At 19.5% G+C, this 24,931-nt stretch carries 18 protein-coding genes and 5 tRNA genes; 2 read left to right on the forward strand and 21 right to left on the reverse strand.

What is annotated here, in order from left to right; all coding sequences use genetic code 11:
* Positions 1 to 79: 79 nt before the first annotated feature.
* The 9 genes from rodA to GJT82_RS01590 all read right to left on the reverse strand — a co-directional run bounded on the left by rodA (position 80) and on the right by GJT82_RS01590 (position 9,121).
* Positions 80 to 1,171, reverse strand: coding sequence for a rod shape-determining protein RodA (gene rodA / locus GJT82_RS01550; RefSeq protein ID WP_343034620.1), 1,092 nt, complete (start codon positions 1,169 to 1,171; stop codon positions 80 to 82).
* Entirely contained in the window at positions 1,161 to 3,038 is a 1,878-nt protein-coding gene (mrdA, locus tag GJT82_RS01555) for a penicillin-binding protein 2 (protein WP_168819623.1), read from the reverse strand. Before mrdA ends, rodA begins: the two co-directional genes overlap by 11 nt.
* A gap of 58 nt (positions 3,039 to 3,096) precedes the next feature.
* Positions 3,097 to 4,113 carry a DNA polymerase III subunit delta gene (gene holA, locus GJT82_RS01560; protein WP_168819625.1) on the reverse strand — a complete coding sequence of 339 codons (1,017 nt, stop codon included), beginning with the start codon at positions 4,111 to 4,113 and terminating at the stop codon, positions 3,097 to 3,099.
* 96 nt (positions 4,114 to 4,209) lie between these two features.
* The gene (gene leuS, locus GJT82_RS01565; protein WP_168819627.1) at positions 4,210 to 6,750 is read right to left on the reverse strand and encodes a leucine--tRNA ligase; all 2,541 of its coding nucleotides are present in this window, start codon (positions 6,748 to 6,750) and stop codon (positions 4,210 to 4,212) included.
* A gap of 200 nt (positions 6,751 to 6,950) precedes the next feature.
* Positions 6,951 to 7,403, reverse strand: a complete 453-nt coding sequence (gene ybeY / locus GJT82_RS01570; protein ID WP_168819638.1) for an rRNA maturation RNase YbeY — start codon at positions 7,401 to 7,403, stop codon at positions 6,951 to 6,953.
* Positions 7,404 to 7,447: 44 nt separating this feature from the next.
* Positions 7,448 to 8,794 carry a tRNA (N6-isopentenyl adenosine(37)-C2)-methylthiotransferase MiaB gene (miaB, locus tag GJT82_RS01575; RefSeq protein WP_168819640.1) on the reverse strand — a complete coding sequence of 449 codons (1,347 nt, stop codon included), beginning with the start codon at positions 8,792 to 8,794 and terminating at the stop codon, positions 7,448 to 7,450.
* Positions 8,795 to 8,856: 62 nt separating this feature from the next.
* Positions 8,857 to 8,928: transfer RNA gene (locus tag GJT82_RS01580), tRNA-Gln, on the reverse strand.
* A 27-nt stretch (positions 8,929 to 8,955) separates the two neighbouring features.
* Positions 8,956 to 9,039, reverse strand: a tRNA-Leu gene (locus GJT82_RS01585).
* An 8-nt stretch (positions 9,040 to 9,047) separates the two neighbouring features.
* Positions 9,048 to 9,121, reverse strand: a tRNA-Met gene (locus GJT82_RS01590).
* Positions 9,122 to 9,231: 110 nt separating this feature from the next.
* Here GJT82_RS01590 and glnS point away from each other — a divergent pair.
* Positions 9,232 to 10,896: a glutamine--tRNA ligase gene (gene glnS, locus GJT82_RS01595; protein ID WP_168819642.1), complete on the forward strand. Its 1,665-nt coding sequence runs from the start codon at positions 9,232 to 9,234 to the stop codon at positions 10,894 to 10,896.
* 71 nt (positions 10,897 to 10,967) lie between these two features.
* On the opposite strand, the gene fldA is transcribed toward glnS, so the two are convergent.
* A complete protein-coding gene (gene fldA, locus GJT82_RS01600; protein ID WP_168819645.1) occupies positions 10,968 to 11,474 on the reverse strand; it encodes a flavodoxin FldA in 507 nt (168 codons plus the stop codon).
* Positions 11,475 to 11,498: 24 nt separating this feature from the next.
* Positions 11,499 to 12,275: an alpha/beta fold hydrolase gene (locus tag GJT82_RS01605; RefSeq protein WP_168819647.1), complete on the reverse strand. Its 777-nt coding sequence runs from the start codon at positions 12,273 to 12,275 to the stop codon at positions 11,499 to 11,501.
* Between the two features lie 207 nt (positions 12,276 to 12,482).
* Between GJT82_RS01605 and pgi the strand changes: the two genes are divergently transcribed.
* Positions 12,483 to 14,099, forward strand: coding sequence for a glucose-6-phosphate isomerase (pgi, locus tag GJT82_RS01610; protein WP_168819649.1), 1,617 nt, complete (start codon positions 12,483 to 12,485; stop codon positions 14,097 to 14,099).
* Between the two features lie 84 nt (positions 14,100 to 14,183).
* Here pgi and GJT82_RS01615 read toward each other — a convergent pair whose 3' ends face one another.
* From GJT82_RS01615 to secG, 10 genes are all read right to left on the reverse strand, one after another.
* A complete protein-coding gene (locus GJT82_RS01615) occupies positions 14,184 to 15,833 on the reverse strand; it encodes a DEAD/DEAH box helicase (protein ID WP_168819652.1) in 1,650 nt (549 codons plus the stop codon).
* Positions 15,834 to 16,267: 434 nt separating this feature from the next.
* On the reverse strand, positions 16,268 to 18,358 hold the full coding sequence (pnp, locus tag GJT82_RS01620) for a polyribonucleotide nucleotidyltransferase (RefSeq protein ID WP_168819654.1): 2,091 nt from the start codon (positions 18,356 to 18,358) through the stop codon (positions 16,268 to 16,270).
* 80 nt (positions 18,359 to 18,438) lie between these two features.
* Positions 18,439 to 18,708 (reverse strand): 30S ribosomal protein S15, encoded by a 270-nt coding sequence (gene rpsO / locus GJT82_RS01625; RefSeq protein WP_168819663.1) that lies wholly within the window; start codon positions 18,706 to 18,708, stop codon positions 18,439 to 18,441.
* Between the two features lie 50 nt (positions 18,709 to 18,758).
* Positions 18,759 to 19,694, reverse strand: coding sequence for a tRNA pseudouridine(55) synthase TruB (gene truB / locus GJT82_RS01630; RefSeq protein ID WP_168819666.1), 936 nt, complete (start codon positions 19,692 to 19,694; stop codon positions 18,759 to 18,761).
* Between the two features lie 28 nt (positions 19,695 to 19,722).
* Positions 19,723 to 20,091, reverse strand: a complete 369-nt coding sequence (gene rbfA, locus GJT82_RS01635; RefSeq protein ID WP_168819668.1) for a 30S ribosome-binding factor RbfA — start codon at positions 20,089 to 20,091, stop codon at positions 19,723 to 19,725.
* Between the two features lie 24 nt (positions 20,092 to 20,115).
* A complete protein-coding gene (gene infB / locus GJT82_RS01640) occupies positions 20,116 to 22,614 on the reverse strand; it encodes a translation initiation factor IF-2 (protein WP_168819670.1) in 2,499 nt (832 codons plus the stop codon).
* 36 nt (positions 22,615 to 22,650) lie between these two features.
* Positions 22,651 to 24,150 carry a transcription termination factor NusA gene (gene nusA, locus GJT82_RS01645; protein WP_168819673.1) on the reverse strand — a complete coding sequence of 500 codons (1,500 nt, stop codon included), beginning with the start codon at positions 24,148 to 24,150 and terminating at the stop codon, positions 22,651 to 22,653.
* A 273-nt stretch (positions 24,151 to 24,423) separates the two neighbouring features.
* Positions 24,424 to 24,500, reverse strand: a tRNA-Met gene (locus GJT82_RS01650).
* Between the two features lie 56 nt (positions 24,501 to 24,556).
* Positions 24,557 to 24,644, reverse strand: a tRNA-Leu gene (locus tag GJT82_RS01655).
* Positions 24,645 to 24,663: 19 nt separating this feature from the next.
* Positions 24,664 to 24,927, reverse strand: a complete 264-nt coding sequence (gene secG, locus GJT82_RS01660; protein ID WP_168819675.1) for a preprotein translocase subunit SecG — start codon at positions 24,925 to 24,927, stop codon at positions 24,664 to 24,666.
* Between the last annotated feature and the right edge of the window lie 4 nt (positions 24,928 to 24,931).

Below are 24,931 nucleotides of genomic sequence, written 5' to 3' on the forward strand. Positions count from 1 at the left end.
AATAATATCCATAAAATTTAATTTTTAATTTTTAATATATATATTATATATAAATATTTTTTAATAGTTTAATGTTTTTTTACTTACATTTTTTATGAGTATGAATAGACATTATAATTCCACAATTAGCAAGAATTACTATAAGAGAAGAACCTCCATAACTAAATAAAGGTAAAGGTATACCAACAACCGGTAATAAACCACTAACCATACTAATATTAATAAATATATAAAAAAATAATACTATTGTTATACCACTAATCATAATTTTTCCAAAAATATTTTCTGCTTTTGAAGCTAAAATCATTCCACGTAATATTAATATTACATATAAAATTATTAATAATACTACTCCTATAAATCCAAACTCTTCTGCTAAAATAGCAAATATAAAATCTGTATATTTTTCTGGTAAAAATTCGAATTGATTTTGTGTTCCATTTAACCATCCTTTACCAAATAATCCTCCTGATCCAATAGCAATTTTAGATTGTATAATATGATATCCTCCTTTTAAAGGATCATTTTCAGAATGAAATAACATAAAAATTCTTTCTTTTTGATAATCATGAATAAAAAAAAACCATAATAAAGGCATTATTAATAAAATTATTAGTAAACTATTAAAAATAATTTTCCATGATAATCCTGATAAAAATAAGATAAATAATACAGAAATATCAATTAAAATAGCAGTTCCTAAATCAGGTTCATTAATTATTAAAATAGTAGGAATAATTATTAAAATAATTATCTGAAAATATGTTTTAATAGGCAAAGGATAAATACTTTTATTAATTATTCTAGATATAATTAATGGAATAGCTATTTTTGTTATTTCTGATGGTTGAAATTTTATTAATCCTAAATCTAACCATCTTTGAGCACCTTTACTACTATGTCCTGTTATATAAACAGAAATTAATAAAAAAATACAAAAAAAATATAACACAAATGCCCATTTTTCATAAAATTTTGGAGGAATTTGTGCAAATATTACCATTACAATTAATCCTAATAATATTTGTATTAATTTATTTCGAAATAAGTACTCATTCGCTCCAGTAGCACTCCATGTAACTATAATACTCATTAATAAAATTAATATAATACATATTAATAATATTAAATCAAGATGTAATTTTTTAACAAAAAAATTTTTATTTATCATATTTTTCGATAAAATCATTTTTATTATATATAAAAATATAATCAAAAATTTTTCTCACTATATTACCTATTAATAATCCATTATTATTTTCAATAATAATCACAATAGTTATTTTTGGATTATTATAAGGAGCAAATGCTATCATAAGTTTATGATCTCTTAAATTTCCTTTTATCATATGAATATTATATTTTTTAATATTATTTAAATTAAAAACTTGTGCTGTACCGGATTTAGCAGCTATTTTATATTTTGAAGATGATAAACTTTTATAAGCAGTACCATTTTTATGATTTGCTACTCCATACATTCCCTTTTTTACCAAGTTCCAATATTTATAAGGAATATTTTTAATTGAAGAATAATGTTTAAATATAAAAGGATAATATTTATTATTTACTTTTATATATTTTAAAATATGAGGTTGTTTAACAATACCATTATTAATTAATATCATTAATGCTTTAATCATTTGTATTGGTGTTGTATTCCAATAACTTTGTCCTATACCTACAGATATAGTATCTCCTAAACACCAATAATCTTGCTTATTATCTAATTTCCATTGTTTTGTAGGTAAATTTCCTAATTTTTCATCAAATAAATCAATATTAGTTAATTCTCCATACCCAAATTTTTTCATCCAGTAATGTATTTTATTAATACCCATATCAAATGCTATTTGATAAAAAAAAGTATCAGCTGATTCTTCTAATGATTTAATAATATCTAAATAACCATGTCCTGTTTTTTTCCAATCTTTATAATATTTATTATATCTTGGTAATTTCCACCATCCAGGATCAAAAATAATAGTATTTTCATCAATTAATCCTATTTTTAAAGCAGCTATAGAGATATATGGTTTAACTGTTGATGCTGGAGGATATATACCTTGAATAACACGATTAATAAGTGGTTTATTTTTATTATTAAATAAAATATTAAAATCTTTTTTCATAAATCCATTTACAAATAAATTCGGATTAAAACTAGGTGTAGAGACCATAGCTAAAATACTACCATCTTTAGGATTACTTACAATAATAGCAGAACGCACATTATTAGGTATTAATGATGTAATATATCTTTGTAATTTAATATCTATACTTAAAAAAATATCATATCCTGCATATGGAAGTTTTTGAGAAATTTGTCGCATAATATGACCTTGATTATTTACTTCCATCTTTTTATATCCAGTAATTCCATGTAAAATATTTTCATAATATTTTTCAATTCCAGTTTTACCTATATTTTTGCTAAGAATATAATTTTTTCTTTTTTTTTGTTTTATTAAATTATGTAAATCTTGAGAATCAATTGTTGATACATATCCAAGAAAATGAGCACACAATTTACCATAAGGATAAAATCTTTTTTGATAAGATTTTAAAAAAAATCCTGAAAATTTATATTTATTTAAAAAAAATTTTGCTACTTCAATATCACTTAAATTTGATTTTAAAATTACAGGATGAAATGTATTTTTTTTTAATTTTTTTATAAATATATAAATATCTTTATTAGATAGAGATATTATCGATTGTAATTTTATTATTTTTTGTATGATATTTTTAGTCTGTGCAGGTAAAATAGCTAGTTTATAATGAGTTACATTTATAGCTAATAATATCCCATTTCTATCATATATTAATCCTCTCATAGGTTCTAAAGGTAATAATCTAATATAATTTTTTTTAGATTTTCTTTCATAATAACTAAATTTTTTTATTTGTAAATTATATAAATTAAATAATAAAATAGATATAAATAATATAATTATTACTACTAATAATATCATTCTTTTAAAAAAAATTTGAGATTTTTTAATATTGTATCGAAAAATATTAAAATCTAATTTCATTAAATAATTATTTCCTTTATTTTTTTTATAAAAAAATATATTAATCAATAATTATTATTTATAAAATTAATAAAATTAATCTTTCTAAATCTATCCAAAAATATTTTTTTACATAATTATAAATTATAAAAGTTTTTATATTTATTTCTATTTCTAATAATAATTTAATTGCTAAATATAATTGATTATAAGTAATTTTTTCTAAAAAATTACTTATAATAAAAAATTTTTCTTTAGGTATTAAATATTTTTTTAATAATAAAGAAAAATTATTTTTATTTATATTTCTTTTTAATATTAAAAGTATAAAAATATTTTTTTCTATTTTACTTAATATAAAAAAAGGACTAATTTCTTCATATTTTAATTTTGTTATTATATTAATAATATATTGTTTTTTTTCTAATAATATTAAATTAATTAAATCATAATATTTTATAAATAAAAAATTGTTTGTCATATTTAAAATAATTTCTGAATTAACACTATTTTTTTTAGGATATAATAAAGATATGTTTTTAAGTGTTTGATATAAAAATGTTAAATTATCTTCATATAAGTAACATAATAATCTACAACAAGAATCACTTAATAATAGATTTAATTTTTTAATTTTTAGATTAATCCAATTAAGTAATTGAATATTATTTAATTTATTACATATTACTAATAAAAAAAACTTATTATAAATTAGTTTAAATATAAAGTTTGAAGAAATAGTAATATCTGTATGAATTTCTAAAATTAAAATAATATCAATATTAATAATCTTAAAAAGATCAATTATTTTTTTTTTATATTTAATAAATATTTTTTTATCAAGAAAAATTAAATTTATTACTTCTTTTTTATAAAAAAAATTTCTTTCTAAAAATTTATTAAAAATATAATTCCATTCAGTATTATTATTTATAATAATAAAACTATATTCTATAAAACCTAATAATTTTATTTTATTGCGCAATGTAATAATAGTTTTTTTTATAAATAAAGGTTCATTACCAATTATTATATAACAATTGTATTTATTTTGATAAACATTAATATTTATATTTTTAATTAAAATATAGTTCATAAAAAATTATTTATAAATATGTCATAAATCTAATAACTTAAATTATATTGATAATATCATTAATAAAAAAATATAACAAAAAATATTATAAATATTTTATTTTATAGTAATTAAATTAAATATTTTATTTGGTATATATATTGTTTTAATTATATTAAATTTTAATATAAATTTTGATATTTTATTATCATTAAATATATATTTTTTAATATTATCTTTAGAATTTTTATAAATATACGGTATTTTTATTATATATTTTTTTTTTCCATTAAGTTGTACAATAATATCAAATTCATTTTTCATATTTAATTTAATATTAACAACTACAGGCCATTTTTCGTGATCAATATCATTATTATTTCCAATATATTTCCATAATACAAAACAAAAATGTGGTGTAAATGGATATAACATTTTAACAATAACTATTAATGCATCATGTATGATAATATGATCCTCTAAATTCATAATTTTATATTTTACTATTTTATTTACTAATAACATTATTGATGATATTGCTGTATTAAAAATTTGTTTTTTTTCAATATCATCTGAAACTTTAATTATTGTTTTATTTATAAAATTTTGTAATAATTTTTGTTTGATATTTATTTTTAAATAAAAATTTTTTTTATCTATATTATTTATTTTACAATTAAATTTATTATGTTGATAAATAAACTTCCATATTTTTTTTAAAAATCTAGACATTCCTTTGATTCCAGATTCTTTCCATTCTAAAGATATATGAGGAGGAGCAGCAAACATTATAAAAATTCGTAAAATATCAGCACCATATTTTTTTATTATATTTTCCGGATCTACCCCATTATTTTTAGATTTAGACATTTTAATCATACCATTATATATTAATTTTTTACCTGTATTATCTTCAACATCAATAATATTATTATTTTTATCTCTTTTTTTTATAATAACATTCTCAGGAGATATCCAATGATATTTATTATTTTTATCTATATAATAAAATGAATCAGCTAATACCATTCCTTGACATAATAATTTTTTTACAGGTTCATCATTTTCTAATAAATTAAAATCTCTCATTAACTTATGAAAAAATCTAAAATACATTAAATGCATAGTAGCATGTTCTATGCCACCTATGTATTGATCAACTGGCAACCAGTATTTTACCGAAGATTTATTTAACATTGCTTTATTATATTTAGGACATGTATATCTTGCATAATACCAAGAAGATTCTATAAAAGTATCTAAAGTATCTATTTCTCTAAATCCTTTTTTTCCATTTAAATTATATTTAAACCAATTTAAATTTTTATTAATTTTTTCACTATAATTTTTTTTTATATTGAATATTTGATTAGGAAATGATATTGGTAAATCATTTTCTTCTAAAGGTAAAATTTTTTTATTATTTAATATAATTATAGGTATAGGAGTACCCCATAAACGTTGTCTTGAAATACTCCAATCTTTTAATCGATAATATTTTTTTAATTTTGCTATTTTTTGTTTAATTAAATATTTAATAAATAATTTAATATTATTTTTATTATAATGAAAACCATTAATTATTAAATCAATATTATTTATAATAGATATATTATATTTTTTAGCAAATATTAAATCTTGTTTATTATGAGTAGGTATTCCAATAGTAGATTTAATATTATAATTATGAAAAATTTTATTAACTATTAGTATAGGAAATTTTTTTTTTGTTAATTTATCAATAGCAAATAATCCACTATTCATACATTTTTCTTTAATAGAATCTTCTTGTAATAATAAATTACATGATTTTATAAAATTGTTAATTTTAATATTTATATAAGAAAGTTTTATAGATATAGGATGGTTAAATAATATTTTTATAAAACAAATATCAATATAATAATAAATATTATGTATAAAAACTGATAATTTTTCATTACTATTAAAAATATAAAAATTTACTTCTAATCCTTTTATTTTACCTATCCAATTAATTTGCATAGTCTTTACTTTTTGTGGCCAACCATCTAGTGTTTTTAATGAATTTAATAATTCTTCAGCATAATTAGTAATTTTAAGAAACCATTGAGAAATAGATTTTTTTATAACAGTAGTATTACATCTCCAACAACGATTATTATGAACTTGTTCATTAGCTAATACAGTTTGATCAATTGGACACCAATTAACAGGTGAAATTTTTTTATAAACTAAACCATGATCATATAATTTTAAAAAAAACCATTGTTCCCAGCGATAATAATCAGGATTACAAGTTGTTATTTCTCTGTCCCAATCAAAACTAAATCCTAATAATTTTAATTGTTTTTTCATATAATTAATATTATTATTAGTCCATATGTCCGGTCTAATATTATTATTTATTGCTGCTATTTCTGCAGGTAAACCAAAAGCATCCCAACCTATAGGATGTAAAACATTTTTTCCTAACATACGTTGATATCTAGCAATTACATCTCCAATTGTATAGTTACGTACATGCCCCATATGTAATTTTCCTGATGGATAAGGCAACATAGAAAGACAGTAAAATTTTTTTTTATTTTGATCTTCAGTAACTTTAAATGTTTTTTTTATATCCCATTCTTTTTGTACATATAATTCTATTTCTTTAGGTAAATATTCTTTTTTCATATTTATATATATCTTATTAATTTTATTAATATAATTATATTAATAAAAAAATTATTGTTTTTTTATATAAATTTATAATAAATTTATTATTAATTTTAGTATATTTTTTATATGATTATTTATAAAAATAATTATTTTTTTAAAAGAATTATTAAATTATTTAATGTATGAGATATTTTTTTAAAAATATATAATATAAATTATTTATAAGGATTAGAGTATCCAAGAATGGTAAGTAATTTAATTTCTTCTATTTCCATTATTTTTCTTTTATTTTTATTAAAATGATCAAATTTTAATAAATGTAAACTTGAATGAATAACCATATGTGCCCAATATTCTTCTATTTTTTTATTGTATATACAAGCTTCATATTCGATAATTTCTTTACATAAAATAATATCTCCTAAAAAAAATTTTTTGAATAAATAATCTTCATAAGGAAAACATAAAACATTAGTTTCTTTATTATTATTCAAAAATTTCATATTAAGTTTTTGAATAATTATTTTTTCTACAATAGAAATATTTATTATAAATTTTTTTTTATAATTATAAAAAATTAAACATAACCAATTATATAAATTACTTTTTAAAGGTAAATTATTTTTATTATTACAATAATTATTGTAATTTAATATAATTTTTTTCATTTATTATTAACCAATAAAATATATAATAAAATTTTTTTTAAAAATTAATATAAATTATTATTTATAGAAATAAATTGACCATATAATGAATATAAATAAGAAGTAGTAATTTTTATATTAACTAATTGTCCAATATAGTTATTTTTATTTTGAAAAAAAACTACTCTATTATTTTCTGTTCTTCCAAAAAAAAGTTGTTTATTTTGAGGTGATATTCCTTCTACTAAAACACTTTGTATAGTATTTAACATTTTTTGACTAATTTTTTTAGTTTGTTGATTAATATAATATTGCAAGATATATAATCTTTGTTTTTTTTCATATTCACTAATATTATTATTTAATTTACTTGCAGGAGTTCCTGGTCTAGGAGAATATATAAAACTAAAACTCATGTCAAAATTAATATTTAATATTAACGAAATAGTTTTATAAAAATCATCTTGTGTTTCTCCAGGAAAACCTATAATAAAATCTGAACTAATTTGAATATTAGGTCTAATTATTCTTAATTTTTTTATAATATTTTTATATTCAATAATATTATATCTTCGTTTCATTAAAGATAAAATTTTATCAGAACCACTTTGTACTGGTAAATGGACAAAATTAACTAATTGAGGTATTTTTTTATATATTTGAATTAATTCATCAGAAAAATTTTGTGGATGACTAGTAGTAAATCTAATTCGTTTAATATTTTTAATTTTTGCAATTTTTTTTAATAAATTTGTAAAATTACAAATATTACCTTTTAAATCTATATATTTATAAGCATTAACATTTTGTCCTAATAAATGAATTTCTTTAACTCCTTGATTAGACAAATTTTTTATTTCTTCAATAATATTTTCATAAGGTCTACTAATTTCTTTTCCTCTTGTATGTGGTACAATACAATATGTACAATATTTATTACAACCTTCTATTATCGAAATAAATTCACTAATTTTTTTTGTTTTTGCTAATGGAAAATAATTAAATTTTTCTATTTTTGGAAAACTAATATCAATTAAATATTTTTTAAATTTACGAATTTTATTAATCATTACAGGAATTCTATGTAAAGTTTGTGGTCCAAAAATAATATCTACATAATGAGCTCTATTTAATATCCTTTTACCTTCTTGTACTGCAACACATCCTCCTACACATATAATTATATTAGGATTAGATTTTTTTAAATTTTTCCATCTACCTAATTGATGAAATAATTTTTCTTGTGCTTTTTCTCTAATAGAACACGTATTTAATATAATAATATTAGCATTTTCTACGGATTGAATAATTTTACAATTTAATTCTTTTTCCATTAAATCAGCTATCTTAGATGAATCATATTCATTCATTTGACAGCCCCAAGTTTTAATATATAATTTATTATTTGACATAAAAGTTTTTAAAAATATTATATATACAATATATTATTATAAATATTATTCAAAAATAATTACTGGGGTACCTGGATTTGAACCAGGGATGCCGGTATCAAAAACCGGTGCCTTAACCTCTTGGCTATACCCCAAAAAAAATATATAAGCTATAAAAATTTTGCGGAAGACGAGATTTGAACTCGTATATTTATAATAATGCCAGAACCTAAATCTGGTGCGTCTTCCAATTCCGCCACTTCCGCTAAATTTATAGCTACGATGGGAATTGAACCCATGACCTCAGCGTTATGAGTGCTGTGCTCTAACCATCTGAGCTACGTAGCTAAGATTTTTTATATAGATATATTATGTAAATATAAAATTAGAACGTCAACTATTTTATTACTTAAAATGAATATTTTTTATTAATTATAAAAAAAATGGTATATAATTCAATGTATAAAAAAAATAATAATTATCAAAATAATTTCATTTATCAAATTATTAATAATGATTTAAAAAATAAAAAATATAGTTTCATATGTACAAGATTTCCACCAGAACCTAATGGATACTTGCATATAGGACATATTAAATCTATATGTCTTAATTTTACAATAGCAAAAAATTTTAATGGTAAATGTAATTTAAGAATCGATGATACTAATCCTATTAAAGAAAACCTTGAATATATAGAATCTATAAAAAAAGATTTAATTTGGTTAGGATTTAAATGGTCAAATAATATTAAATATTCGTCAGATTATTTTGATCAATTATATAAGTATGCTATAGAATTAATTAATAAAGGTCTTGCATATGTTGATGAATTAACTATAGAAGAAATTCGTAATTATAGAGGAACTTTATTAATACCAGGAAAAAATAGTCCATATCGAAATAGAAGTATACAAGAAAATTTAAAATTATTCAAAAAAATGAAATTAGGTAAATTTCCTGAAGGTAGTGCATCTTTAAGAGCAAAAATAGATATGAAATCTAAAACTATTATCTTACGAGATCCAGTTTTATATAGAATTAAATTTATTAAACATCATCAAACAGGAAATAAATGGTGTATATATCCTATGTATGATTTTGCTCATTGTATTGCAGATGCTATTGAAGGAATTACACATTCACTATGTACATTAGAATTTCAAGATAATAGATTATTATATAATTGGATTATCAATAATATTAATATTAATCATCATCCTAAACAATATGAATTTTCTAGATTAAATATAGAATATTCTATTTTATCTAAAAGAAAAATGAGTTTATTAGTAAATAATAAAATTGTCAATGGTTGGAATGATCCTAGAATGTTAACTATTTCAGGATTGCGAAGAAGAGGTTATACTGCTTCATCATTAAAAGAATTTTGTTATCGTATTGGAGTTACAAAACAAAATAATATAATAGAAAGAGCATTGCTTGAATCATGTATTAGAGATGAATTAAATAAAAGTGCTCATAGAATAATGGCTGTACTTAAACCTTTAAAAATAATTATTATAAATTTTCCTATAAAAGAAAAAAAAATTAAAATTATTGCACCTAATCATCCTAATAATAATATGATGGGTTCAAGAGAAATTTTTTTTACTAAAGAAATATATATAAATAAATTAGATTTTATTGAAAAAGATATAAAAAATAGTAAAAAATTTACTTTAAAACAAGAAATACGTTTAAGATATGCTTTTGTAATTAAAGCACATAAAATATTAAAAGATAATAAAGGAAAAATTATTTGTATTTATTGTACTTATGATGCTAATACATTAGGAAAAAAATTAAATAAAAATAGAAATGTAAAAGGAGTTATTCATTGGTTATCAGTTTCTTATTCTATACCAGCTATTTTTCGTATATATAATAATTTATTTATAAAAAAAAATATTGATAATATCAATATTAATTATATTAATACTTTTATAAATAAAAAATCTTTATTAATATATAATGGTTTTATTGAAAATAATATTTTAAAGAAAAAAGAAAATAAATTTTTTCAATTTGAAAGAGAAGGTTATTTTTGTTTAGATAAAAAAGATTCTAACAAAAAAAATTTATTTTTCAATCAAATAACATCATTAAAAAAAAATTTTTAAAATATATTAAAATTTTAAAAAATCAATTATATTATCTAAATATAATTGATTTTTTTATAAAAAATTAAAAATTAAAATTTTTTAGATATTTGTTTAACCCACTGTTTAATACGTAAAGAAGTTAAATGAGATTGTCTATCTTCATCTATAGTTAATCCTAAAAAATAATTTTTATTTTTTAAACTTTTAGTAGATTCAAAATAATAACCTGAAGTAGGCCAATATCCTATTATTGTTGCTTTATTTTTTTTTACAATTTTATAAAGTAAACTAATTGCATCACAAAAATAATCTCCATAATCTTCTTGATCACCACATCCAAATAAAGCTACAGTTTTATTTTTAAAATTAATTTTTGTTAGAGTAGGAAAAAAGTCATCCCAATCACATTGAGCTTCACCATAATACCAAGTTGATATTCCAAATAAAAGTATTGAAAAATTTTCTATATCTTGTTTATTACTTTTAGAAATATCAAAAATTTTAGAAATATTATTACCTAATTCTTTTTGAATATTTAATGCAACATTTTCTGTATTTCCTGTGTCACTACCAAAAAAAATACCTATTTTAGACATGTTAATTATAATCCTAAAAATTTTTTATTTTAAACAAAAATTAAATATTGTATTTATAACTATATTAGTTTTTTCAATATGTAAAAAATGACCAGCAGGAATATTGTATATTCTTGCTAATGGAAATTGATTAAATAAATTTTTATAATAAATATGATTAATATAAAAAGATTTTTCTCCTTTTAAAAATAATGATTCTCCAAACCATGAAGGTACTATTTCCCATTTTAATATTTTATTATATTCATTATTCAATATAGGCAAATTAAATTGCCATTGACTATTAATAAAAGAATTTAAAAAATATTTTATTATATGTTTTTTATTTATATATAAACTCATTATTTCAAAAACTTTTTTTTTAGTAAATATTTTTAATTCATTAATTTTATTTAAAACAAAAAAAATATTTTGATTTTTAAAATAATAATTAACAGGAGCTATATCAAGAATAATAATTTTTTTTATAATATTAGGAATTAATTTAGTCATAGTCATAGCAATTTTACCACCCATTGAATGTCCAATAATAATAATATCATTTTTAATATTAAGATATTTAAGTGTATCTAAAATATCTTGAGCCATCATTACATAATCCATATTATCATTTTTAGGAGATAAACCATGATTTCTTACATCAATTTCAACAACTTTATATTTTAATTTTTTATTTAAAATTTTAGCAATATAATGTAAACTATATATATTACCAAATAATCCATGAATTGTAACAATTGTTCTATTTATTTTTTGGTAAAAATTATTTATTATAGGAATAATAGAGTAATTTAAAATCATATTATAATATCATTTTATTCAAATTAAAATTTTAAAAATATATAAGATATGTTAAAATATATAGTATTTAAAAAAAAAGATAAATTTATTATTAATATATTTTTATAAAAATATTTATTTTAAATATAAATATTTTTTATCAATAAAATTAAATATTAATAATAATTAATTATTAACATAAAAAAAATAAAAAAAATAATATTCTTTATGAAAAATATAAATCCTACAAAAACTATTTCTTGGAAAATATTAGCAGAACACTTTCAAGAAATGAAAGAAATAACAATTACTGATTTATTTAAAAAAGATAAAGAAAGATTCTCTAAATTTTCTATTAATTTTGAAAATGAAATTCTTTTTGATTTTTCAAAGAATATAATTAATGAAAAAACGATTACAAACTTAATTAATTTGGCTAAAGAAATTGATTATAGTAATGCTATTAATTCTATGTTTTATGGTAAAATTATTAATATTACAGAAAAAAAACCTGTTTTACATACTGCATTACGAAATCAATATAGTACAAGTACTTTTTTAAATAATGAAAATATATATAATAATATAATTAATAATTTAAAAAAAATAAAACAAATTTCTAATGATATAATTTCAGGAAAATGGAAAGGATATAAAAATGATGATATAAAAAATATTATAAATATAGGAATTGGAGGTTCAGATTTAGGTCCATTAATGGTTACAGAAGCATTAAAATCTTATAAAAATCATTTAAATTTATATTTTATATCAAATATTGATAGTAATCAATTAGTAGATGTATTAAAAAAAATTAAACCAGAAAATAGTTTATTTATTATTTCTTCTAAAACTTTTACAACTCAAGAAACTATTTCTAATGCAAAAAGTGTAAAGGAATGGTTTATAGAAAATACTTCTAATATAAATTTTAATGATAATATATCAAAACATTTTATTGCTGTAACTGCTAATATTAATTCTGCCCAAAAATTTGGAATAAATAAAGAAAATATATTACCATTATGGGATTGGATAGGTGGACGTTTTTCTTTATGGTCGTCTATAGGTTTACCTATATCATTATCTATTGGTTTTAATAATTTTAAAGAATTATTGAAAGGTGCAGAAAAAATGGATAATCATTTTTTTTATAATCCTATTAGATATAATATACCTATAATTATGTCTTTAATAAGCATTTGGTATAATAATTTTTGGAAATCAGATACTGAAGCAATAATACTTTATGATTATTATATGAGATATTTTCCAAAATATTTACAACAATTAAATATGGAATCTAATGGTAAATCTATAGATAGAAATGGTGAAATAATAGATTATCAAACTAGTCCAATTATATGGGGAGATATAGGAACTAATAGTCAACATTCTTTTTTTCAAATGTTACATCAAGGAACAAAATTTATTCCATGTGATTTTATAGCTCCAGTACTTACTCATAATTATTTAAATAATCATCATAATAAATTAATATCTAATTATATAGCACAAACACAAGCATTAGCTTTTGGTAATAAAAATGATAATAATATAAAAAATAATATATATAAATTATGTTCAGGTAATCATCCAAGTAATTCAATTTTTTTAAGAGAAATAACACCTCATAATTTAGGGTCATTAATTGCTTTATATGAACATAAAATTTTTATACAAGGTGTTATTTTAAATATCTTTTCTTTTGATCAATGGGGAGTTGAATTAGGAAAAAAAATGGCTAATATATTAGTATCAAATTTAAATAATTCTCAAAAAATAACTCATTATGATAGTTCAACTAATGGATTAATAAATTTTTATAAATCATTTAATATATAAAATCGAATTTAATTATTTATTATAAATAAATTATATAATCTTTATTAAATTTTTTAAAAAAATTATTTAAAAAAAATAATAATTTTAATTATTAAATAATTTTATATGTATAAGTTTATTTAAAATTCTTATTTTTTTAAAATTTTTATTTAAAATTTTAGATAATTCAATAGTAGAATATAAAGAAAATAATTTTATATTACCAATATAATGACTATTAATTTCTCCTTCATTAATCATAGCTCCAACAATATGACGAATTTCAACACCATCTTTTTTACCAATATTTATTGTATATAATTCCATATCTTTATTTTTATATTTTTTTTTATAAAAATTATTTTTCTTTTTTGTCTTATTATGTATATTAATAAATTTTGAATTTTTATAAAATATTTTTTTTGGTTTAAAAATAGGATCAGGAGGTAAAATTAAAGGTCTAAGACCTTGAGCTATTTTTAGTAAAGCTATTGATAATTTTTCTTGATCTAAATTATTTTTGTATTGTAATTTTGATAGAATTATTTTATATTTTTCTAAATCATTAGATTTAAGTTGTTTATTTATTTTTATTCCAAATTTTATTATTCTTTTTTCTGTTAATAATTTAGAGTTAGGTAAAAATATTTCTGTAATATTTAATTTTATTTTACGTTCAATATTTCTTAAAAACCTTTTTTCTCTATTTTCTACAAACATTAAAGTTTTACCTGTTCTACCAGCACGTCCTGTTCTTCCTATACGATGTACATAAGATTCTACATCTATTGGAATATCATAATTTATAACTAAAGATATTCTTTTAACATCTAATCCTCTTGCAGCAATATCAGTAGCAATTAAAATATCTAAACTACCATTTTTAAATTTATCTAATGTTTGTTCTCTAATATTTTGATTCATATCTCCATTTAAAGCTGAACTATTATAACCAGATTGTTTCAACATTTCAGAAACTTCAATAGTTGCATGTTTAGTACGTACAAAAATTAATGCTGCATCAAAATCTTCAACTTCAAGAAATTTTTTAAGAGCATCTATTTTTCTTCCATAAACATTCCAATAATTTTGATTAATATCTGGTATAGTATTAATATTTGATGCTATTCTAACTTCATAAGGATTATTCATGAATTTTTTTGTAATATTTTTAATTTGTATTGGCATAGTTGCAGAAAACAATGCAATTTGATATCCTTTTGGTATAACAGATATTATATTTTCAACATCTTCAATAAAACCCATTCTTAACATTTCGTCTGCTTCATCTAAAACTAAACTTTTCAAATTTGATAATTTTACAGTACCTCTTTTAATATGATCTAATAAACGTCCAGGAGTAGCAACAATTATTTGTGGTCCTAATCTTAATCCTTTTAATTGAATACCATATGATTGTCCTCCATATAATACTAATACATTAACTCCAATCATAAATCTGCTAAATAAAGATATTTCTTTTGAAACTTGCATTGCTAACTCTCTAGTAGGAGCTAAAATTAAAATTTGAGTATTTCTATTAGATATATTAATATTATGTAATAATGGTAAAGAAAAAGCTGCTGTTTTACCACTTCCAGTTTGTGCTATTCCTAATACATCTTTTTTAAGTAATAAAGGAGGAATACATTTTTTTTGTATAGGAGATGGTTTAGAATATCCTATCATATTTAATGCTTTTAAAAGATAATTATTTAAACCCAATTTTACGAAAGTAATTTCAACATTAGTCATGTAATACACATGCCTCTTAAATTTATAATGTAAAAAAAAATCAGAATATAAAATAATAATTATTTTAAAATTAATAAGTAATAAAAATTATATAAATTATTAAAATAATAAATTTATTAAAATTAATTATATTAATTATTAAAATTTTAAAAATGATAATTAATTAATATATTAACAATAGTTTTTATATTGAAAATAATAAAATTAGAAAAAAAATAAATATAATTTGTAATTATGTTATTAAACATAATCACAAATATTTTAATATTATTAAATATACAATTAAATAATTACACATAATTATTATTGATTTAAAAATATTTATTATTTAATAATAAATATTTTATAAAAATAAACAAATAAATTATATTTATATAAATATAATTTATTTAAAACTCAAATAATTTTGAAATATTATTTAAATAACATAAAAATTATATTTGATCTATAGCTGCTTTTATACTTAATCTTATACGTCCTTGTTTATCAATTTCCATAACTTTTACAAAAACTTTTTGTAATAATTTTAAATAATCACTAACTTTATTTACATGTTTATTAGTAATTTGTGATATATGAACTAATCCTTCTTTACCATTACCTATAGCAATAAAAGCACCAAAATCTACGATACGTATAACTTTACCATTATAAACTTTACCTACTTCTATATCTGCAGTAATTTCTTTTATACGTCGAATAGCGAATTTAATCTGTGAATTATTTTTAGCAGCTATTTTTATAATACCAGTATCTTCAATTTCTATAATTGTATCAGTTTCTTCGGTTAGAGCTCTAATTACAGAACCACCTTTACCTATCATATCTTTAATTTTTTCTGGATTAATTTTTATAGTATGTATTCTAGGAGCAAATTCTGATATATGTTTTCTAGGTATAGAAATTATTTTATTCATAACTTCTAAAATATGTAGTCTTGCTTTTTTAGCTTTAATTAATGATAATTTAATGATTTCATAAGTAATACCCTTAATTTTAATATCCATCTGTAATGCTGTAATACCTTTATTTGTTCCAGCAACTTTAAAATCCATATCTCCTAAATGATCTTCATCGCCTAATATATCAGACAATATTATAAAATTATTATTATTTTTAATTAATCCCATAGATATACCAGCAACAGCATTTTTTATAGGAATTCCTGCATCCATCATTGCTAATGATGCAGCACATACTGATGCCATAGAAGATGATCCATTAGATTCAGTTATTTCTGATACAATTCTTGTTGTGTAAGGAAATTCTTCTATATTAGGCATAACAGGAATAATTGCTTTTTTAGCTAAATATCCATGTCCAATTTCACGTCTTTTAGGTGATCCTAAAATACCAATTTCACCTACAGCATAAGAAGGAAAATTATAATGAAAAATAAAATTATTTGTTCTATCTCCAAGTAAATCATCTAAAATTTGGGCATCTCTCGTTGTTCCTAAAGTTATAATAGCTAAAGATTGGGTTTCTCCTCTTGTAAATAAAGCAGAACCATGTGTACGAGGTAATATTCCTATACGTATGTCTAAATTTCGAATCATATTATGATCTCTACCATCAATACGTAAATTATCATTAAATAATTTATTTTTAATAATATTTTTTTCTAATTCATAAAAAATTTCATTAATTTGATAATTAGAAATATTATTATATTCTTGTTGTATTAGTGTACTTACTCTTAATTTAATAGAATTAATTTCATTAATTCTATTTTGTTTTTCTTTAATAGAAAAAGCATTTTTTAAAAATTTTTCAGAAAGAAAAAAAATCTTTTCTTTTATTTCGTCATTAATTTTAATATCTTCCCATTCAAAATTCTTTTTTTTATTTTTATCTATGAATTTTTGAATATTATTTATCAAATCTTGTTGTTTATTATGTCCAAATACTATTGCATTTAGTATTTGATCTTCATTTAATGAATTAGCTTGAGCTTCAACCATCACAATTTCATTTTTAGTACCACTAATAATTAAATCTAATTGACTTTTTTTTATATTTTCTATAGTAGGATTTAAAATATATTGATTATTTATATATCCAACTCTTGAACAAGCAATAGGTCCATTAAATGGTATACCAGACAGACATAAAACAACTGAAGTACCAATAATAGCTACTATGTCAGGATTAATAGATGGATTAACAGACATAACAGTTGCAGTAATCTGAATTTCATTTAAAAAACCTTTTATAAATAAAGGTCTTATTGATCTATCAATTAAACGAGAAATTAATATTTCTCCTTCACTTTGTCTTCCTTCTCTACGAAAAAAATTACCTGGAATACGTCCAGCAGCATATGACCTTTCTTGGTAATTTACAGATAATGGAAAAAAATCTTGATCTAGTTTTAAATTTTTATTTACCATTATAGTAACAAATACAGATGTATCATCAATATTTACCATAACTGCTGATGTAGCTTGTCGTGCTATAATTCCTGTTTCAATAGTTACAATATGATCACCATATTGAAATTTATGAGTAATTGGATTTAACAAAATAAATATCCTTGATATAATTTTTTGTTATAGATATAAAATTTTAATTTAAAAAAATATTAATAGTTTTTAAAAATTATTTACCTTCTTAAACCTAAATTTTCAATTAATAAGTTATATTTAATTAAATTTTTTTTTTTAAAATAATTTAATAATTTTCTTCTATGTGAAATCATATTTAATAATCCATGACGACTATGATGATCTTTTTTATGAATTAAAAAATGTTTTTGTAAATGATTAATTTTAAATGTTAATAAAGCTATTTGTATTTTTGTAGATCCCTTATCATTATTATGATTTCCATATTTTTTAATAATTTTAGTTTTATTTTCTTTATTTAAATACATAACTTAACTCCGTTAAATTATTTATAAATTAATAATAAAAAATATTTAAATTAATTTTTATAATTTATTAATTTATATTTTACTATATAATTATTATCAATTTTACAAATTCCTAAAAAATTATGTTTATTATAAATACGATAAATATTATTTGTAATAAAATTAATATTTATTTTTACTTTTTTACCATACTTAAGATTATTAATAAAATTAATAGATAATTGTAATTTTGGTAAATCACTTAATATATAATCTGTAGGTAATAATAATTTATCTAATAATGAAAAATTAAGTAAAATATTATTACTATTTTTTATTAAGTTATTTAATATTTCTATAGTCACAATATTTTTATTTAAAATAGAAAAATGAGATATTTTTATTCTACGTAATTTTATTACATGTGCACCACAATTTAATTTGTCTCCTAAATCATCAATAATAGTACGAATATAAGTTCCCTTAGAACAATGTATTTTTAATTTTATCTCATTATTTTTAAAATAAAGTAATTTTAACTTATAAATAGTTACTTCTCTTTTATTTAAAAATAAATTAATTCCTGCTCTAGCATATTTATAAAGAGGAATACCTTTATATTTTATTGCAGAATACATAGTTGGAATTTGTTTTATTTTACCTTTAAATAAAGATAAAATATCTTTTAATTTTTTTTCAGAAAAATTTATTTTTTTTTTTTTTATAATTATACCATATTTATCAGCAGTATTTGTTTTTTCACCTAAACGTGCTGTAACAATATATTTTTTATCTGAATTAATTAAATAACTTGTGAATTTAGTTGTTTCTCCTAAACATATAGGAAGTAATCCACTAGCTAATGGATCTAATGTACCTGTATGTCCAGCTTTTTTAGCTTTATATATAAATTTTATATATTGGAGAATTTTATTTGATGTATATCCTATAGGTTTATCTAATAATAATAAACCATTAATATGACGTTTATTTATAATTTTCCTCATATTTTATTTTTTAAGATATTGAATAATTTTATATATTTACATTAATAATATTATTAATAATATTATTAATGTATCTTCCTTTTTCTAATGAAAAATCAGGAAGAAATATTAATTTTGGTATACTACGTAATATTATTTTTTTTTTTAAAATATATCTAATATATCCTGTAATATTATTTAAATAATAAAGTGTTTTTTTTATATTATGATTAATTTCATCTTTATATGGTAACATTATAAATATCTTTGCAAAAGATAAATCTTTTGATATTAATAAATCGGTAACAGTTATAAATTTATTTATACGAGGATCAGAAATATTTTGTTGTAAAATATCAGATATTTGTTTTTTTAATTCATTAGAAATTTTTTGCCGACGATATAAATATTCTATCATTATATTTATTACCTTATTAATATATTAATAATTATTTTTTTTAATTTCAATATTTTCATATACTTCTATATTATCTCCTGTACAAATATCATTATAATGTTTTATTCCAATACCACATTCCATTCCATTACGAACTTCATTTACATTATCTTTAAATCTTTTTAAAGATTCTAATACACCTTCATGAATTATATTATTATTTCTTAGTAAACGTATTGAATTATGACGTTTTATCACTCCTTTTAATACAGTGCACCCTGCAATAACTCCAATTTTTGTAATTTTAAAAATATTTCTTACTTTTGCTAATCCTAATAATTTATATTTATATTCAGGAGATAAAATATTATTTATAGATTTTTGTATTTCATCAATTAAATTATAAATTATAGAAAAATATCTTATATTTACATTTTCTGTTTTAATTATATTAAGAGCACTATTATTAGCTTTTACATTAAAACCAATAATCATAACATTATTTGATGTCGCTAATGCTAACGCAACATCTGTTTCAGTAATTGATCCTACACCAGAACTAATAATTTTTATATTTATTTTATCATTAGATAAGTTTATTAATATATTTCTAATAACTTCTATTGTTCCTTGTGAATTTCCTTTTAATAATATATTAAATTCACAAATTTTATTTTTATCTAATTTTAAAAAAGTTTTTTTAAATATTTTTTGTTGATTAGATATTTTTAATTCACGTAGTTTATTTTTTCGATATATAGCAACTTCTTTAGCTTTTTTTTCATTACGTACTACTATTAAACTTTCTCCAGTTAAAGGAATACCAGATAAACCTAAAATTTCTACAGGAGTTGAAGGACCAGCCTGTAATACTTCTATTCCTTTTTCATTACGTAATCCTCGTATACGTCCATATTCAAAACCACATAATATAACATCACCTTTATTTAAAATTCCTTCTTTTACTAAAATATTAGCTATAGGACCTCTTCCTTTATCTAAATAAGATTCAATTACTATTCCCTTTGCCATTCCTTTATTAATAGCTTTTAATTCTAAAATTTCTGATTGTAATAAAATAGCATCTAATAAATTATTAATTCCTGTTCCTAATATAGCGGAAATATTAACAAATATATTTTTACCACCCCATGATTCAGAAATAATGTTATGTTTACTTAATTGATTTTTAATATTTTCAATATTTGATGTAGTTTTATCTATTTTATTAATAGCAATAATTATTGGAACTTGAGCTGCTTTAGCATGTTGAATAGCTTCTATAGTTTGTGGCATAACACCATCATCAGCTGCTATTACTAAAACTATAATATCTGTAATTTGTACCCCTCTTAATCTCATTAAAGTAAAAGCAGAATGTCCAGGAGTATCAATAAAAGTAATTTTTTTATTATTTTTTAATTTAACTTGATATGCTCCTATATTTTGTGTTATACCTCCAATTTCATTGGAAACTATTTTACTAGAACGAATATAATCTAATAAAGAAGTTTTTCCATGATCTACATGTCCCATAATAGTAACTATAGGAGCTCTAGAAATTGGTATTAAATTAGCATAATTATTACGATCATTAATTAATGACATTTCTAAATCATTTTCATTTTTTAATATAACTTTATGACCCATTTCTTCTGCTATTAACTGTGCAGTTTCTTGATCTAAAAATTGATTAATATTTAATACTTCTTCTCCCATATTCATCATAATTTTTACAATTTGAGAACTTTTAACTGCCATTTTATTAGCTAATTCTATTATACTAATAGTTTCATTAATAATAACATCACGATTTATATTTTTAATAGGTTTATGAAAATTTTGATATAAAACATGAAAATTATTTTTATTTTTATTTTTAGAATAAATTTTTTGATCTTCTTTATTTATTCTATTATTTTTATAATATTTTTTTTTACGAATAATTTTACTCTTTCTTATATGAAAATTTAAATTAATCTTTTTTTCATTTAAATTTTGTTTATCATAAGAATTTTTTATAAAAGAATATTTTTTATTATTTATTTTTAATTTCTCTTCTATTTTCTTATTTATTATAATATTTTTTTTATTTTGAATATTTTTTTTAATATTTATATTATTTTTTTCTTGTATATTAATTTTTAATTTTTGTTGTTTGTTTTTTATTTTAAAATTATTTTTAATAAATTTAATTTCTTTTTTTTTATTAATATTTTTTATATTATTACTATAAGGTAATATATCACTATTTTTTAAATTAATTTTTTTTTTTCGTATTTCAACTTTTATAGTTTTATTTTGATTTTTATTATTTTGCACAGTTAAAATACTGTGTACTTTTTTTTGTAAAATTAATTTTTTAATAAAATTATTTTCTATATTATTTAAATATATAAAAAGTTTTTCTTTTTCTTTTTTATTTACCGAATCATTTTCAGTTTTAATAATACCAATATTATAAAATTTTTGAATTAAATTTTTTACTGACATTTGAATTTCAACAGCTAAAGATTTTATAGTTATAATAAGATTATCTATCATGCTGTTTACTCCTCTATATTTAAAAAAGTAATTTAGTTATACATTATTTTTTTTATTAAACCAACAAATATTACGAGCATACATAATAATTTTTCCTGCTTGTTCTTTTTTTAAACTATATATATCAGATAAATCTTCAGTACTTTGTTCAGCTAAATCTTCTATAGAAAAAATTCCTTTAACTTTTAATAAAATAGCTAATTTTTTATTCATTCCTTTAATATTTAATAAATTTTGATCTAATTGTATATCATTTTTTATTTTTTTAATTAAAGATAACTTATTTAAGTTATATTTAGCTATTTTTTTTATTTTATTTAAAAAATCTATAGATAAATTAAATTTATTAGTTAATTTATGTAATTGATTAATAGGTATGTATATTAATTCTTCTATAGTAGATATACCCGATTGAGTTAGTTGTGTAGCTGAAATTTTATCAATATTTAAATTTTTTATAAACATATTAATAATAGCATCATTTTCCTCTTTATGTTTATTTTTTAATTCATGATTAGTCATAACATTCAATTCCCATCCACTTAATTGTGAAGCTAAACGAATATTTTGACCATTACGTCCAATAGCTTTTGCTAAATTTTTTTCTTCTACAGCAATATCAATAATATGATTATTTTCATCTATCACTATTGATGATACATCAGCTGGAGACATCGCATTAATAACAAATTGAGCTGGATTTTGATCCCATAAAACGATATCAATTTTTTCTCCATTTAATTCATTAGATATAGCTTGTACTCTAGCGCCCCTCATGCCAACACATGCACCTACAGGATCTATACGTTTATCATGTGTTTTTACTGCTATTTTAGCTCTATAACCAGGATCTCTTGCTGCAGCTATAATTTCAATTAATCCTTCATTTATTTCTGGTACTTCAATTTTAAATAATTCTGTTAACATTCTAATTTTTGATCTACTAATAAATAACTGAGGACCATGTAATACTTCTTTTACAGAAAAAAGAAGACCTTTAATTCTATCTCCAGGTCTAAAATTTTCTCTAGGTAACATATCTTCACGTAAAATGATAGCTTCTATAGCATGACCTAAATCTAAACTTAAATAATTTTTATTTATTTTTTTTACAATACCATTTAAAATTTTTCCTTCTTTTTTTTTAAATTGTTCAATAGTTGCAGCCTTTTCTGCTTCTCTAACTTTATGTACAATAACTTGTTTAGCAATTTGTGTAGTTATTCTATTAAAATCAATAGAAATTATTTTATCATAAATATAATCTCCTATATTTAATGAATTATCTTCAATGCGAGCTGCATCTAATGTAATTTCTTTAGTAGGATAATGAACTTCTTTTACAATTAACCATTTTCTAAAAGTTTGAAAATTTCCATTTTTTCGATTAATATTTACAGATACTTCTATATCTTGTTCATATTTTTTTTTTGTTGCACTTGCTAATGCACTTTCCATTGCTTCAAATATTTTTTCACGAGGTAAAGATTTTTCGTTAGAAACTGCTTCAACTACAGCTAATATTTCTTTATTCATCCTAGTTATCCTCAAACCTAAAATTATTATATAATAGGGAACTAGATTAGCTTGACTAAAATATTTTTATAAATAATCAATATTTTTTGATAAAATTTTTATTTTAAATAATTAAATTTATTTGTGTCAAAATAATATATATACATATTTTTTATTACTCCTTTTAAAAAATATTACATTAAAATAATTTTTATGAAATCTAATAGTTACAAAATATAAATTTTGTAATTATTAATAATATTAAACTAGAAATGAAATCTAAATTGATAGAAATGGTTGCGGGGATTGGATTTGAACCAATGACCTTCGGGTTATGAGCCCGACGAGCTACCAATCTGCTCCACCCCGCGTCTATTTAGTGATATGATATGTATTAATTAAATTAAATAAATAAAAAATAGTAAACTGGTACCGAAGACGGGATTTGAACCCGTAAACCCAAAAGGGTACTACCTCCTCAAGGTAGCGTGTTTACCAATTTTCACCACCTCGGTTTACTACATAAAATATTTTTTATAAATTTATATAATTTTTTGTTATAATATTTTTTTTATGATTATTTAAATTACTTAATATTAAACTAATCATAAAAAAAACTATAGCTAAAATAAAAATAGATCTAGTTACAATTTTATTAGGAGTATTACTTTTAAAAAAAGATTTTGAACTATATATAGAATAATTGCTAATATCAACGATATTATTATTTTGTAATATAATTAAACTAATTAATATAACTGATACTAAAACAAATAAAATTAAAAATAATGTATACATAATA

The sequence above is a fragment of the Enterobacteriaceae endosymbiont of Plateumaris rustica genome, from assembly GCF_012562965.1.
Lineage (GTDB): Bacteria > Pseudomonadota > Gammaproteobacteria > Enterobacterales > Enterobacteriaceae.

Excerpts from the sequence above, each read along its gene's own strand:
- truB (WP_168819666.1), bottom strand. The coding sequence starts at position 19,694 with ATGAGGAAAATTATAAATAAACGTCATATTAATGGTTTATTATTATTA.
- glnS (WP_168819642.1), top strand. The coding sequence starts at position 9,232 with ATGTATAAAAAAAATAATAATTATCAAAATAATTTCATTTATCAAATT.
- holA (WP_168819625.1), bottom strand. The coding sequence starts at position 4,113 with ATGAACTATATTTTAATTAAAAATATAAATATTAATGTTTATCAAAAT.
- fldA (WP_168819645.1), bottom strand. The coding sequence starts at position 11,474 with ATGTCTAAAATAGGTATTTTTTTTGGTAGTGACACAGGAAATACAGAA.
- mrdA (WP_168819623.1), bottom strand. The coding sequence starts at position 3,038 with ATGAAATTAGATTTTAATATTTTTCGATACAATATTAAAAAATCTCAA.
- rpsO (WP_168819663.1), bottom strand. The coding sequence starts at position 18,708 with ATGTATTTAAATAAAGAAAATAAAACTAAAATTATTAAAAAATATGGA.
- infB (WP_168819670.1), bottom strand. The coding sequence starts at position 22,614 with ATGATAGATAATCTTATTATAACTATAAAATCTTTAGCTGTTGAAATT.
- GJT82_RS01605 (WP_168819647.1), bottom strand. The coding sequence starts at position 12,275 with ATGATTTTAAATTACTCTATTATTCCTATAATAAATAATTTTTACCAA.
- miaB (WP_168819640.1), bottom strand. The coding sequence starts at position 8,794 with ATGTCAAATAATAAATTATATATTAAAACTTGGGGCTGTCAAATGAAT.
- secG (WP_168819675.1), bottom strand. The coding sequence starts at position 24,927 with ATGTATACATTATTTTTAATTTTATTTGTTTTAGTATCAGTTATATTA.
- rodA (WP_343034620.1), bottom strand. The coding sequence starts at position 1,171 with ATGATAAATAAAAATTTTTTTGTTAAAAAATTACATCTTGATTTAATA.
- leuS (WP_168819627.1), bottom strand. The coding sequence starts at position 6,750 with ATGAAAAAAGAATATTTACCTAAAGAAATAGAATTATATGTACAAAAA.
- nusA (WP_168819673.1), bottom strand. The coding sequence starts at position 24,150 with ATGAATAAAGAAATATTAGCTGTAGTTGAAGCAGTTTCTAACGAAAAA.
- ybeY (WP_168819638.1), bottom strand. The coding sequence starts at position 7,403 with ATGAAAAAAATTATATTAAATTACAATAATTATTGTAATAATAAAAAT.
- rbfA (WP_168819668.1), bottom strand. The coding sequence starts at position 20,091 with ATGATAGAATATTTATATCGTCGGCAAAAAATTTCTAATGAATTAAAA.
- pgi (WP_168819649.1), top strand. The coding sequence starts at position 12,483 with ATGAAAAATATAAATCCTACAAAAACTATTTCTTGGAAAATATTAGCA.
- GJT82_RS01615 (WP_168819652.1), bottom strand. The coding sequence starts at position 15,833 with ATGACTAATGTTGAAATTACTTTCGTAAAATTGGGTTTAAATAATTAT.